Origin of the sequence: Micromonospora sp. NPDC049044 (genome assembly GCF_040649215.1) — a bacterium.
Taxonomy (GTDB): domain Bacteria; phylum Actinomycetota; class Actinomycetes; order Mycobacteriales; family Micromonosporaceae; genus Micromonospora.
In genome coordinates this window covers 60,189-73,699 of the sequence record NZ_JBEZFA010000018.1, presented here as the reverse complement: position 1 = coordinate 73,699, position 13,511 = coordinate 60,189, and the positions used below count along the sequence as shown (strand labels likewise).

At 69.9% G+C, this 13,511-nt stretch carries 12 protein-coding genes; 3 read left to right on the top strand and 9 right to left on the bottom strand.

Features of this window, described 5'->3' with window-relative positions; genetic code table 11:
• Window positions 1-42: 42 nt before the first annotated feature.
• On the bottom strand, window positions 43-1,797 hold the full coding sequence (locus AB0B85_RS17200) for a fatty acyl-AMP ligase (RefSeq protein WP_357408268.1): 1,755 nt from the start codon (window positions 1,795-1,797) through the stop codon (window positions 43-45).
• Between the two features lie 235 nt (window positions 1,798-2,032).
• Here AB0B85_RS17200 and moeZ point away from each other — a divergent pair, with 235 nt between their 5' ends.
• Entirely contained in the window at window positions 2,033-3,208 is a 1,176-nt protein-coding gene (gene moeZ, locus AB0B85_RS17195; protein WP_357408266.1) for an adenylyltransferase/sulfurtransferase MoeZ, read from the top strand.
• A gap of 63 nt (window positions 3,209-3,271) precedes the next feature.
• On the opposite strand, the gene AB0B85_RS17190 is transcribed toward moeZ, so the two are convergent.
• The 5 genes from AB0B85_RS17190 to AB0B85_RS17170 form a co-directional block, all read right to left on the bottom strand.
• On the bottom strand, window positions 3,272-3,679 hold the full coding sequence (locus AB0B85_RS17190; RefSeq protein ID WP_357408264.1) for a nuclear transport factor 2 family protein: 408 nt from the start codon (window positions 3,677-3,679) through the stop codon (window positions 3,272-3,274).
• A 40-nt stretch (window positions 3,680-3,719) separates the two neighbouring features.
• On the bottom strand, window positions 3,720-4,496 hold the full coding sequence (locus AB0B85_RS17185) for an AfsR/SARP family transcriptional regulator (protein WP_357408262.1): 777 nt from the start codon (window positions 4,494-4,496) through the stop codon (window positions 3,720-3,722).
• Between the two features lie 400 nt (window positions 4,497-4,896).
• Window positions 4,897-6,078, bottom strand: coding sequence for an aminotransferase class V-fold PLP-dependent enzyme (locus AB0B85_RS17180; RefSeq protein ID WP_357408260.1), 1,182 nt, complete (start codon window positions 6,076-6,078; stop codon window positions 4,897-4,899).
• Window positions 6,075-6,680, bottom strand: coding sequence for an SGNH/GDSL hydrolase family protein (locus tag AB0B85_RS17175; RefSeq protein ID WP_357408258.1), 606 nt, complete (start codon window positions 6,678-6,680; stop codon window positions 6,075-6,077). Before AB0B85_RS17175 ends, AB0B85_RS17180 begins: the two co-directional genes overlap by 4 nt.
• Before the next feature lie 5 nt (window positions 6,681-6,685).
• Window positions 6,686-6,985, bottom strand: coding sequence for an acyl carrier protein (locus tag AB0B85_RS17170; RefSeq protein WP_357408256.1), 300 nt, complete (start codon window positions 6,983-6,985; stop codon window positions 6,686-6,688).
• 415 nt (window positions 6,986-7,400) lie between these two features.
• Between AB0B85_RS17170 and AB0B85_RS17165 the strand changes: the two genes are divergently transcribed.
• Window positions 7,401-9,137 (top strand): acyl-CoA dehydrogenase family protein, encoded by a 1,737-nt coding sequence (locus AB0B85_RS17165; protein ID WP_357408254.1) that lies wholly within the window; start codon window positions 7,401-7,403, stop codon window positions 9,135-9,137.
• Window positions 9,138-9,156: 19 nt separating this feature from the next.
• Window positions 9,157-9,816, top strand: coding sequence for a lysophospholipid acyltransferase family protein (locus AB0B85_RS17160; protein ID WP_357408252.1), 660 nt, complete (start codon window positions 9,157-9,159; stop codon window positions 9,814-9,816).
• A gap of 45 nt (window positions 9,817-9,861) precedes the next feature.
• Here the strand turns inward: AB0B85_RS17160 and AB0B85_RS17155 are convergent, their stop codons facing one another.
• The 3 genes from AB0B85_RS17155 to AB0B85_RS17145 form a co-directional block, all read right to left on the bottom strand.
• Window positions 9,862-11,256, bottom strand: coding sequence for an acyltransferase (locus AB0B85_RS17155; protein ID WP_357408250.1), 1,395 nt, complete (start codon window positions 11,254-11,256; stop codon window positions 9,862-9,864).
• Window positions 11,253-12,413, bottom strand: a complete 1,161-nt coding sequence (locus AB0B85_RS17150) for an amidohydrolase family protein (RefSeq protein WP_357408248.1) — start codon at window positions 12,411-12,413, stop codon at window positions 11,253-11,255. Before AB0B85_RS17150 ends, AB0B85_RS17155 begins: the two co-directional genes overlap by 4 nt.
• A 92-nt stretch (window positions 12,414-12,505) precedes the next feature.
• A complete protein-coding gene (locus tag AB0B85_RS17145; RefSeq protein ID WP_357408246.1) occupies window positions 12,506-13,453 on the bottom strand; it encodes a diacylglycerol kinase family protein in 948 nt (315 codons plus the stop codon).
• Window positions 13,454-13,511: the final 58 nt, after the last annotated feature.

The following is a 13,511-nucleotide window of genomic DNA, read 5'->3' as shown; positions in this document are numbered from 1 at the left end:
GGATGCGTCCCTTCGGGATGACGGCTGCCGATCGTGGCCCACTCACGCCGCTGCGCCGAGCCTCTGCCAACGGGTCACCTCCGCCAGCTCGCCGGACAGGTACTGGCGGCGGGCGAGCCAGCGCTGGACCTTGCCGCTGGAGGTCTTCGGCATGGTGCGCGCCTTGATGAGCACGATGGCGGACGGTGCCACGCTCGACTCCCGCGAGACGCAGCGGCGAATGCCGTCGATGATGTCCAGGTGTTGGTCCTCGGTCATGCCGGGGTCGACCTCGTAGACCACCACCAACCGCTCGACGGCCCCGTGGTCGTCCTCCACTGCGAACGCGGCACCACAGTCGCGGCGGATCCCCGCCACGTCGGTCTCGCAGATCTGCTCGATGTCGACGGGGTGGTAGTTGCGGCCGTTCAGGACGATGAGATCCTTCGCGCGTCCGGCCACGAACAGCTCGCCGTCCGCGACGAAGCCCAGGTCGCCAGTGCGCAGGTAGGGTCCCTCGCCGGAGGCTGTCAGCGCACCGAAGGTCTCGGCTGTCTCGCTCGGCCGACGCCAGTAGCCGGCGGCGACGCTCGGTGAGTCGAGCCAGATCTCACCGACCTGCCCGGGCGGGACCGGCTCGCCGGTGGTGGGGTCGACGATCTCGATCCGGGTGCCCGGCCCGGGTGCGCCACAGCCGACGATCCGTCGGGAGGGCTCTCCGGCCGTCGCCGGCCGAGCCACCCGGGCCAGCTCAAGAGCCTCGCGGGCGACCGAGACCGAACGCCATCCGCCCAGGCGGGTGCCGCCGCTCACCAACAACGTCGCCTCGGCCAGGCCGTAGCAGGGATAGATCGCCTCAGGTCGCAGCCCGTACGGCTCGAAGATCTTGAGGAATCGTTCGATCGTGTCGGGCCGGACCGGCTCCGCGCCGGTGAAGCTCAGCTCGACCGAGGAGAGGTCGAGGTCGACCAGGTCGGACTCCTTCACCCGCTTGACACAGAGGTCGTAGGCGAAGTTCGGCCCGCCGGTGTGGGTGGCGCGGTAGCGGGACACCACTCTCATCCAGGACAGCGGTCGACGCAGGAAGGTGACCGGGGACATGAACGTCGCCGGGATCCCGCTGGCCACCGGGGTCAGTAGACCACCGATCAGGCCCATGTCGTGGTAGGGCGGCAGCCAGAAGACGGCCGACGCCCCGGCGTGCAGCCCGAAGCTGCGGGTGATGTCCGCGGTGTTCGAGATCAGGTGGTCGTGGTTCAACATCACGCCGCGGGGCAGCGAGGTGGACCCGGAGGTGTACTGCAGGACCGCGAGCGTGTCACCGGACGACCTGGGCGCGAGATCGTGCGCGTCGGGGTCGGCCAGGTCGGTCGAGACGACCCGTGGCACCGGCTGCACTGACGAGTCGGCCAGCCAGTCGGTGATCATGGGCGCGGCGGGGGAGGTGGTCAGCACGAGGCTGGCGCCCGCGTCCTCGATGATGGCCATCAGCCGTGACATGGTGCGTGGTTGGCGCGTCGCGCCGGGTGGGAACGCCGGTATGGCAACCGTGCCGGCGTAGAAGCAGGCGAACAGCGCGGTGAGGTAGTCCAACCCCGGCGGGTAGAGCAGCAGGGCCCGCTCGGGCCGGCCGTCGGTGACGTCAAGGATGTTGATCGCGACCGCGCGGGCGCGGCGGTCCAACTCGCCGTAGGTGATCTCCTCGGCGTGCCCGTCGTCGAGCACGAATCGGAAGGCCAGGGACGCTGCCGACTCGCGGGCTCGGGTGCGCAGAACGTGCGCGAAGCCCGCTGACGGGCAGCGTGGCAGCTCCGCCAATTTTCCCCCCGTGATTCAGATGTGGTCTGCGAGCAGCGATAAGCGGCGTCCCGGCCGGCGAGCCGGGAGTCCGCGACCACAACGTACCATCGGCGGCAGTGACTTAGTCCAGTCCATTGCGGAGCCTCGACGATCAGGTGCGGCACATGTTGGTGGACGGTGTTTGGGTGGCCTGCTAGCCTCCCGCCCAAGGTGCTTCACCTGGAGCGTCGGCCAGGTCTAACGGGGGATTTTGATGGACTCGATGCCGCCACTTGTCATGCCCAATGTGGAGCTCACCAAAGAGGACGTGACCCGGTACAGTCGACATTTGATCATTCCTGAAGTGGGTGTTTCCGGGCAGCGCCGGCTGGCCAGTGCCAAGGTGCTGGTGATCGGTGCCGGTGGCCTGGGCTCGCCCGCTCTGCTCTACCTCGCGGCCGCCGGGGTCGGCACGCTGGGGATCGTCGAGTTCGACACGGTGGAGGGCTCCAACCTGCAACGCCAGATCATCCACGGCGAGTCGGATGTCGGCCGGCCGAAGGCGACGAGCGCCGAAGAATCGATACGCAGGATCAACAGTGGCGTTCGCGTGCGACTGCACCAATTGCGGCTCGATTCGGACAATGCGGTCGATCTTTTCCGCCAGTACGACCTGATCGTGGACGGCACCGACAACTTCGCCACCCGGTACCTGGTCAATGACGCCGCCGCATTGGCGGGAAAGCCCTATGTCTACGGCTCGGTCTACCGATTCGAAGGTCAGGTTTCGGTTTTCTGGGAGGCCGCGCCGAATGGTCGCGGCATCACCTACCGCGACGTCTACCCGGAAGCGCCGCCGCCCGGCCTGGCTCCCTCCTGCGCCGAGGGCGGCGTGCTGGGAATGCTCTGCGCCACCGTCGGATCCATCATGGTGACCGAGGCGGTAAAACTGATCACCGGCGTCGGTGAGCCACTGCTCGGCCGTTTGATGATCTACGATGCGCTGCGGGTGGAGTTCACCACGATGACGCTTCGCCGCCCGGCGACGCGTCCGCCGATCGACAAGCTCATCGACTACGAGGAATTCTGCGGTGTGGTGTCCGGTGCGGCCCGCGAGGCGGTGACCGAAGCCACCGTCACCCCCCGCGAACTGTACGACCTGCTGAACGCCGGCGAGGACATCGAAGTCATCGACGTCCGGGAGCCGGCCGAGTGGGACATCGTGCACATCGCCGGCGCGACGCTCATCCCGAAGGACCTCATCCTCTCCGGCGAGGCGCTGTCCCGACTGCCCGAGGACAAGCGGATCGTGCTGCACTGCAAGACCGGGGCGCGCTCCGCCGAAGTGCTCGCGGCCCTCAAGCGGGCGGGGTTCACCAACGCCTCCCACCTGCAGGGCGGCGTCATCGCCTGGGCGAAGCAGGTCGAGCCGAGTCTCCCGGTGTATTGATCCGCAGCCGCCCCGACCGCCCGGTGCGGTCAGGCCGCTGTCGGCCGCCGACCGCCCGTGGGGTCAGGCCGCTGTCAGCCGCCGACCGACCAGGCGGGCGAGCGAGTGCGCGGCGGTCACCGGTCGCACCAGCACGGTGATCTCGCTGATCAACCCGTCGTCCCCGGTGGCGAGGACGTCCATGCCGGTGATCGACTTGCCGTCCACGGTGGCGGTGAACTCGAGCGCGTGCCGGGGCGAGCCGGCGGCGGAGCGGGCTGAGTCGATGCTGCGGCCGTCGAACTCCGCCGTGTAGGCGAAATCCTCGAACACCTCCGCCAGGGCGGTGAGCAGCGGTGCCACAGCCGCCCTGCTCCGGTAGGGCTTGGGCATGACCGGGCTGTGGAAGGTGATGTCGGGCGAGAGCGTCGCAAGGATCCCCGGAACGTCCTTCTCCAGCACCCTACGCCGGAAATCGTCAACCACTCCCACTATTTCTCCTCACGGTAAGGAACTGGTATCGAGAAACAACTCAGCTTGCCAGATACGGCGTTGCCGGGTCCAGATTCGGATCGCGTGACAACACCATCTGGTGCAACCGCTTGAGTCGTGGGCCGGGCTCCATGCCGAGCTCCTCGACCAGTCGGCGGTGCAATTGTCGATAGACCCGCAGAGCTTCCGCTATCCGGCCGGATCGATAGAGCGCCAGCATCAGGTGCTCGTGCAGATTCTCCCAGGTCGGATATTCGGCGACCACGCCGTATAGTTCACCGACGAGGTTGCGCCGATAGCCCAGTCGGAGATCGAGGTCAATCCGACGTTCGTACGCGATGATCCGACTCTCGTCGTACTGCCGCGCCACGTTCTCGAGCAGACCCGATCCACGCACGTCGGCCAGGACCGGACCGCGGTAGATCTCGAGTGCCCTGGACAACTCGGTGGCCTCCACCGCAGGCAGGCCGGCCGCCTCGGCGCGATCGGCGGCGGCGAGATGCTGCTGGAAGATCGTGAGGTCGCAGCTGTGCTCGGCCAGCGAGAGCTGGTATCCCGAGGGATGACTCACCACGATCCGGGGGTTGACCCCGTCGCCGAGATGCCGGCGAAGCTTCGAGATGTAGACCTGGAGTCCGGTGTTCGCCGTCCTGGGTGGCGCGCCACCCCACAACTCCTCAATCAGGCGCTGCGTCGAGACAATCTGATCGCCCTGCGTTATGAGAAGTGCGAGAAGTGACCGCAGTTTCAATGCTCGCGGTGTCCGATTTTCACCGTCGTCGGTGACGATGACCGGACCAAGGATACCGAATCTCACCTAGCATTCCTCTCGACCAACCGAGGGATTCGGCCATTGGGTAGCATTAATCCGCCGCCCACCACAGGTGGGCGGCAATGAATGCGTAACCTGACCGTAACCCCCCATTCCCCCATTGGCTCCGTGAGCGTCCCCCAGACACCATACACGAGACTTAAGGTGACCCAAATCGATCGAGTGCAAACGATGCAAAGGGTGATTTATGCGGGCATCCCAATAGCCGGGGCGCAGCCAGCATTCATCCGACGCCGACGGCCGGCGGGACTCATCAGTCGTGGTTGCGGCCGGCCGCGTTGGGCGACGTCAAGAATGCAGAGGTTCGCCGCGGTTGGGCCCGAATTGGGTAACTCATCTCGTCCGCCGTCGATGGGTCGACCGAGCGGCGGCGTCCGGTCTCGGCTCAATACACCCCGGCCTCGAGACGGCTGGCGTCGCGCCCCACGGCGGACGGCGCGAGCGCGGCCAAGGTCTCGTCGAGCACCAGGAAGAAGCGGTCGATGTCCTCGGTGGTCAACTGCCCCATCGTCGCGACGATCGCCGCCTCCCGAGCCACCGACGATGCCGGGTAGATGACCACCCCGGCCGCCGACATCGCGTCGCAGAGCGTGGCCGCGGTCAACGGCGGGGGGACCTCGAACGCCGTGACCGAACTCGAGCGATCGGGCGCGGGCACCAGCAGCCGCAGGCCACGCCGGGCCACCCCGACCCGCACCCGCTCGGAGTGGGCCGCGTACCGCGCCGAACGCGGGAGGACGCCCTCGTCGAGCGCGAGCGCCAAGGCCTCGTCCAGGGCGAGGAGCAGCTGCACGGCCGGGGTGAACAGCGGCGCGTCGTTGCGCTGCTGAGCCAGGTAGTGCTGGTGCAGGTCCAGGTAGAAACTGCGCGGGCCGATCGCGGCGAGGGACTCGAAGCGCTCCGGCCGGGCACAGACGAAGCTCAGCCCGGCCAACGCCTCGATGCACTTGTTCGCCGAACCGACAAGCCAGTCCACCGGGTCGTGCGCCAGGTCGAGCTGCTCCGCTCCGATGCTGCTGACCCCGTCCACGATGAACTCACGCCCAGCGGCTCGGACGATCCGGGCTATCGTCGGCACCGGATTGAGGACACCCAGGCTGGTCTCGTGATGCACCATGGCGACGTGGGTGATGGTCGGGCGCGCGTCGAGCGCCTGCCGCACCGCCGCCGGCTCGACCGACCGGCCGACCGGTAGCCGCAGTGTGGTGTGGCGCAGCCGGTGGACAGCGGCAATCTGCTCCAACCGGTCTCCGAAGCGGCCGTTCGACACGATGAGCAGGTCGGCGTCCGGCGGAGGAACGGAACAGAGCACCGCCTCCAGCGCGGCCGTCCCCGACCCGGTGAGCAGCACCGACGTGTGCTGGTCCGCGCCGCCGCACAGCGCGGCGAGTTTGCGGCGTACCTCGGCCAGGCAGCGTCGGGTCACCCACTCCCGGTGACCCAGGTCGGTCCGGGAGACCGCCTGGCGCACCGACGGCGCCACCGCTACCGGCCCCGGTGTCAGCAGCAACCGGCCGCCGGCCGGGCTCCGCGCCGGCGTACCCACGGCTTTCGGCGCGTCGGTCATGACGCGCGGTCCGCGACGGACGCGGCCACGGCCGGTGACAGCCGGCGGGCGGTGTCCGCGAGCACGGTGGCGACTCGCACGTGCCCGGCGGTGTTGAGGTGGATGCCGTCGTCGCACCACAGGTGCTCGGCCTCCGGGGGTGCCACCTCCACCCGGACGACAGCGCCCCGGGCCGCGTCCGCGCGGAGCAGTTCGTCGAACTCGGCGATCCACCGCTCCATCCGCCGCCGCCGGAACGCGGAGACCGGGAGCTTCGCCGAGGGCGTCGGCAGCGCCGGCATCAGCACGAGCGCGCCGGCCCGCGTACCCCAGTCGAACAGCTCCGTCAGAGCGGCCCGCACCGTACTCATCGGGCTGCCCTGTACGGCGTCGTTCATCCCGCAGTTGATCACCACGAGATCAGGCCGCAGCTGTCGTACCGCGGCCAGTTGGTCGGCCGCCACCCGCGCCGCGGTGGCACCCTCGGCGCCGGTGTTCACCACGTCCCCGGCACTGATGCCGAGGAGGTCGGCCAGCCGGCGGGACCAGCCGATCCAACCGCCGACCGGATCCGGATCCCCGCGCCCCAGAGTGAGGCTGTCTCCCATCGAAACGAGCTGCACCGTCGTCACGCTCCGGCGGAAGCCACGGGGTCCGCTGTCTCGTCACGACCGGCGGTAAGCGTCATCAGGTAGCCCACAAGCGCGTCGATGGTCGGGTACAGCCGGGCGGCGCCGAGGTCGACCTCCTGCTGGATGCGGTCCTCGATGTCGCTCACCACGCTGAGGGCGTACACCGAGTCGACGCCGTATTCGGCCAGGTCCACATCGGTCCGGATGGTCTCCGGGCCCCGGTCGAGGTAGAAGGCCACCCGTTCGGTGAGCCAAGTCCTCAGCTCCGCCGCGTCCTCGTGCACAAAGTCAATCACTGCCACTCCCATCAATCAGCACCGACAGAGCCGACCCCGGCCCGCGCGGACCCGCCCGAGCGGGCCGGCGGCGACCGGGCGAACGCCGGCGTACCGCGTCGTCACCTCGCGGGCGGTGCGACGCTCGCGCACCAGCGAGCGACGCGCGTTGCCACTGGTCGTGGCGGTGGGGATGACGGCTGGCGGGCGGCGTACCGCCTCGGCCACGGCGCGACCGATCGCATCGTCGCGGAACCCTCCCCCCGGCCCCGGACGGCCGCCCGATCGGACGGCGTCCCCAACGTAACGGAGCCGGCTAATACGCGGCTTAGCGAGAAGCTGCGCGGCCCTATCCCGCCGTTGACTCGTCGTCGCGCAGCCCCGCCCGCACGGCTAGCCTGATCGCCTTGGTCACTGATCAATGCGGGGGTCCGTCGTGGCACACCGATACGCCGCTGTCGACATCGCAGCCGAGCTTGACCTGCTGCTCGGTGACCCGATGGCGGAGGGCACGCCATTCTCGTTCGAACGGATCGTCGAGGCGGAGGAGCGCGACGCCCTGCCGGACGGCGCCGTCGACGTCCTGCGCGACTGGGGCTTCGCCGAGTTCCTGGTCCCCACCGCCCTCGGCGGCCGGCTGCGCTCGCTCGACGAGTTGCTCTTCGTGGCTCGGGCCGTCTCCCGGCGTTCGCTGGCCTTCACTGTCAGGTACGGTTCCGCGCTGCTCGGCGCGAACCCGGTGTGGTTGTGGGGCGACGACGAACAGCGCGGACGACTGGCCAAGGAGATCGTCGGCGGTGCCCTGAGCGCGTTCGCCGTCTCCGAGGCCGACCACGGCAGCGACCTGCTCGCCTCCGCCGTGGCCGCCGCGCCCGTCGCGGGGGGCTTCGTGCTGAGCGGGCAGAAGTGGCCGGTCGGCAATGCCACCCGGGCCCGGTTCCTGACGACCTGCGCCCGGACCGGCCCGCGCAGCTTCTCCCTGCTGCTTGTCGACAAGCAGGAGCTGAGCCGGGACAGCTTCCAGGAGCTGCCCTTCGTCCGGACCGTCGGGCTGCGCGGGCACGACCTGAGCGGCATCAGCTTCGACGGGGCGTTCGTCCCGGCCACCGCCGCGATCGGCAACCAGGGCATCGCTGTGGTCCAGGTGTTGAAGGCACTCCAGATCACCCGCGCCGCGATCCCGGCGATGTCGCTCGGCACGATGGACTCGGCGCTGCGACTAGCCCTGGGCTACGGCCACGAGCGGCGTCTCTACGGTGCGCCCATCGCGGACCTGCCGGTCATCCACGACCACCTGGTCCGCGGACACGTCGATCTCCTGATCGCCGAGTGCGTCTCGGTCGGCGCGGCCCGCGCCCTGACCCTGGCGCCGGAACGGCTCAGCCTCTGGTCGTCGGTGGCCAAGTACCTGGTGCCTGTCATCGGCGACGAAACGGTGCTCAGCATGGGCACGGTTCTCGGCGCCCGCAGCTACCTGCGCGAGGGCGTCGCCCACGGCGTCTTCCAGAAGCTCCAGCGCGACCACGCGATCGCGGCGATCTTCGAGGGGACCACCCACGTCAACCTGCACGGCATCGCCGGGCAGTTGCCCTTCATCGCCGCGCGCCGCCACGAGCAGGGTGACCCCGGGCAGCTCGACGAGCTGTTCGACAGCCTCTTCTCCTGGCACTCCGACGCGCCCACCTGGGAGCCGGCCGGCGCCGAGCTGCGCCTGACGAACGAAGGGCGCGACGAGCTGACCCAGGGCTGGCCCCGGCTGGTCCAGCGTGTCGAGGCGGCCTGCGCCGGCCCGGACCGGCCCCCGGTCGCCGACGAGCTGCTGGGGGCCATGGCCCACGTGTCGCGGATCCACGAGGAGACCTACTCCCGCGTCACCCAGTGGGACGCCCGGTCACTTGTGGCCATGCGCGCGGCGCAGACGCACTGTCTGCTGCACGCGGCGTCGGCCTGCGTGGCGACCTGGTTGGCCAACCGCGAGACGTTCGGCGGGGCCTTCGCCGACGGCGGCTGGTTGCTGCTGTCCCTGCAGCGTCTGCTCGCGCGGCTCGGCGAGCGGGTCGACCTCGCCGAGCAGCCGGGCCGGGAGCTGCTCGCGACCGCCGTCCGCGCCGCGCAGGAGTGGCCCACGTACTTCTCCATCCGCTGCCTCGGCAGTGCTCCAGCCGCTGACTGATCACGACGGAGGACATCCCTTGCTCAACGAGGCACTGCGGCCAATCGTCTCGCCGATTGCCCGCGCCCTGTACCGACCGCTGATCGAGGGTGCCGAGAACGTCCCGCGGCGGGGGCCGGTCATTCTCGCCGCCAACCATCTCTCCTTCGCCGAGAACTGGCTCATCCCGGTGGCGACCCCGAGGTCGGTCCGCTACCTCGTCAAGATCGAATATTTGCGGACGCCGTCGCTCGGCGGCCGGATGGCGGGTTGGTTCTTCAACGAACTCGGGTTCGTCGGCGTCCAGCGCGGCGGACCGCGCGACGCCACGTCGTCGTCGCTGGCGGCGGCGATGGGCGTGCTCCGGGCCGGCCAGGCCTTCGCCATCTACCCCGAGGGCACCCGCTCGCTCGACGGCCGGTTGTACCGGGGCAAGACCGGGGTGGCCCGACTGACGCTGGCCACCGGCGCCCCGGTCGTACCGATCGGTGTCATCGGCACCGACGTGATGCAACCGGTCGGGGTCCGCGTGCCCCGACGGCGTCCGGTGACGGTCCGCTTCGGCACCCCGATGACCTTCGAGGAGTACCGCGACTCGCCGGACCCCGCCGACTGGCGCACGGTGACCGACAAGATCATGCTGGCCATCTCGGAGCTGTCCGGCCAGGAGTACGTGGACGAGTACCAGCAGAAGCGCTGAGTGGGGGAGGGCGGCGGCGGGCTCGGCCCACCGCCGCCCTCCCGGTCAGCGCCCGGTGCCCGACGGCTGGGCCGGCACCACGTCCGCGACGGGCTGCCCGTCGACCGTCGACCCCCGCTCGACCGCCGACTTCGGGCCGGTGGTCGAACCCGCGCCGACAAGCGGCTCGGCCAACACCTCGGGATCATTGTGTCGCTCCGGGCCGGGCTTGCCGACCGCCTCGCGCACCGACGCCGGTTTCGGACGCAGGAGCCGGGCCGCGGGCAGCTCGACGAAGCGGTAGAGCAGCCACGCGACAGTGGTGCAGAGCGCGAAGAGGCAGACGATGGTCGCCAACTCCACAGGCAGCGGTGGCTGCTCCGCCGAGGAACCGATCACTCCGGCCGCCACCAGCAGATCCGTCACCACCGGGCCGAGCGGCAGGAACACCAGCAGGTGGGTGAGGTAGAAGCTGTACGAGATCTCCCCGAACCAGACAATCGGCCTCGCGTGCAGGACCGACCGGCCGCCCTTGGCGTCGGCGGTGGCCAGGGCGGCGAGCAGGATGGCGACCGGGATCAGCAGAGCGCCCACCCGCTGCACGCGTTCGGGCAGCAGCAGCGTCACCGCGAAGGCCGCCACCAGGATCGCGAGACAGCCCGGCACGCCGGGGCCGCGCCATGTGCCGCGGCGCAGCAGCAGACCCACCGCCACGCCGACAGTGAAGTCCAACGCCCGGTGCAGCGGGAGAACCATGGTGAACCAGTACGCGAAGTCGCCGCCGCTCGGCGCGGTGTCGAAGAACGGCGGTCCGGCGTCCTTGACCAGGAACATGTCGCCCACCAGAAACGGCAGCGTGCAGGCGAGCAGGGTGGCCACCACGATGACCCGACGCAGCGCCCGGTCCCCGAGCGGCACCAGCGCGGCGAAGAGCACCGGGAAGATGAGGTAGAAGAACGCCTCAGCGCTCAACGACCACGACACCGGGTTGAGCCCGTAGATGACGCTCTGCTGCGGCACCCAGCCCTGGACCATGAACATGTTCGACAGCACGTTCTTCCAACCGGGCGGCATGCCCAGCACCACGAGCACGACAGCCGCCACGGCAGTAGTGGTGGCGTAGATCGGGTAGATCCGCGACACCCGGCGCCGCCAGAAGACCCGCGCGGTGTCGCCGTCGCGGACCACCCAGGTGAGCACGATGCCACTCATCAGGAAGAAGGCGTTCATGCCGCCGAACGAGACAACGGCGACCCACTCCGGGATGGCGTGGGCCACGAACTCGATCCCGCCGCCCTCGACGGCGACGAGTTGCAGCGCCGTGTAGTGGACCATGAACGCCATCGCGGCGAGGACGCCACGCAACGCGGTGAGCGAGTCGAGCCGCACCACCTTCGTACCCCGGGCGGCCGTGGCCATCCCCGCCGCCGCGTGCGGCGCGTCGGTGACCGCGCTGCTCACCGACGGACCTTCGCCAACCGCGAACCCATCAGCTCGGCGAAGTTGCCGGCGAAGAAGCGGTCCTTGACCGTCTCGTCGAAGCCGGCGAGGAACTTCTCCGCCGCGCCGAGCGGGTCGGTGCCGCCCTCGGTGTGCGGGAAGTCCGTGCCGAACATGAACAGGTCCGGGCCGGCCTGCTCGATGAGCCAGTCCAGGGGCTCGACGAAGAAGGCGGTGAACTTCACCTGCCGCCGGACGAAGTCGGACGGGCGCATCGACAACGCCTGCAGGTCCGGCTCGGTGCGCCCGAACGCCAGCTGCGCGATGTCCAACTGCTTCATCCAGGGCGCCACCCAGAGGCCGCCCTGCTCGATGCACCCGCAGCGTAGCGTCGGGAAGCGGTCGAAGACCCCGTCGAGCACGAGCATCGTCAGGAACGTCTGCGGCGGGAGGTGCATCCCCAGGTAGTCCTTGGACCGGATGTTCTCGCCACCGCCGAGGAAGTCGGCCGGCGGGGTGCGCCCGTTGTTGCGGTACGCGTCCGGCACCAACGCGCCGCCCGTGCAGACATGCAGGAAGAACGGCATGTCGGCGTCCTGGAGGGTGGCCCAGAAGCGGTCGTACGCGGGATGCGCCGGGGAGAACTCCGGCGGCGCGACGGAGGGCACGATGACCCCGTCGCAGCCCAGCTCGATCGCCGCCTCCAACTCGGCGACGCTGCGGTCCGGGTCGGCGAGGGGCACGAACCCGACGGGCAGCAGCCGCCGGTCCACCGAACACCAGTCGACGATGGCACGGTTCAGGGCGCGACTGCCCCCGTACATCAGCTCGGGCTGGTCGTAGTACCAGAACTGCTCGCTGGCGACGGTGCTGAAGACCAGCTGCGCCGAGAACCCGAGCAGATCCAGGGCGCGGCTGCGCTCACCCGGGTCGGTGCCGCCGAAGCTCTCCCAGCCCTTCCTGGTCATCAGGGTCTGCTCGGCGGACGCACGGCGGTCCTGGTCCTGGTAGCGCTGCCGGATGTCGGTCTCGGCGGTGCGGGCCCGCTGCACCTTGTCCGCACCGAAGGAGCGCAGCAGTTCGCGTACCGATGGCTCGGCGTACTCGGTGAGCCAGCCTTCCCGCTCCATCACATGGCTGTCGGCGTCGTGGTAGACCCGACCTTCTGCGTACGGCATCCGGCACTCTCCTTCAACTCGAACTCGCGGTGGACGTTAGATCGGATCGCCACCCTTCGGCGTGTGTGCGCAACGCAGCGACTGCGACCGTGTTAGCGACCGGTTAGCAGTGGCACCGGCAGGGCGGCCGGTACGGACCGGAACGTCGCCTCCGTCCGCATCCCCAGGAAGTCACCGTCGACCTGTACGGCGATCGGCCGGGTCGACAGCATCGTCAGTCGCTGCTGGTCCTCGGCGGTCACCACGTCCGGCCCGGACAGCGGCGCGTGCGCTGTCATCATCTGCCGCACCACCCGCATCGTCGCGAGCGTGCCGAGCGACGTCAGGCCGAGTACGTCGAGCCCTCTGTCGAACGAGGCGGTCGGGGCCGGCGCCACGGCCCGTTTGCCGAGGTACGTCCACGGTGCCGAGTTGCAGACGAAGGCCATGAAGATGGCCTCCCCGTGCGCACCGCCGGCGCCGTCGAAGGTCAGCGCGGGATGCCGGCGGTCGGAACGCAGGTGCTGCCGCACCAGCAGGGTGAGGTAGGCCGCGGCGGGCATCCGTGGCGGGCGGACGCCGACGCCGAAACGCAGCTGCTCGGCTTCCCGCACGATCTCCGCGTCGAGCCCGAGTGAGCACACGAAGGCGAACCAGCGGTCCCCGACGAGGCCGAGGCCGAGCCGCCGAACCCCACCCGCGGTCACCGCGTCCCGCACCAGCCGGGCCGCCGCGCCGAGCTGGTTGGGGAGGCCGATCGACCGGGCCAGGACGTTCGTGCCCCCGGCGGGCAGTGGGGCGAAGACCGGCACGTCGTCGGCCACACCGTCGGCGAGCAGCCCGTTCACCGTCTCGTTCGCCGATCCGTCGCCGGCGGCGGTGAGCACCACGTCGTACCCCTCGTGGCGGGCCGTACGGGCCAGTTCGGTCGCGTGCCCCCGCCGCGCGGTGTCCACCACGTCGAGCCGCAGTCCGCCGAGGATGTCGGTGAGTTCGTCGCGGGCACCGGGACTCATCCGGGTGGCCCGCGGATTGACGATCAGCAGGCACCGGGGCGGCATGATCGGGCGACCTCCTTCTGCGCCGGCGGGGCGGTTGCTGGCGAGGCGCCACTGTAGG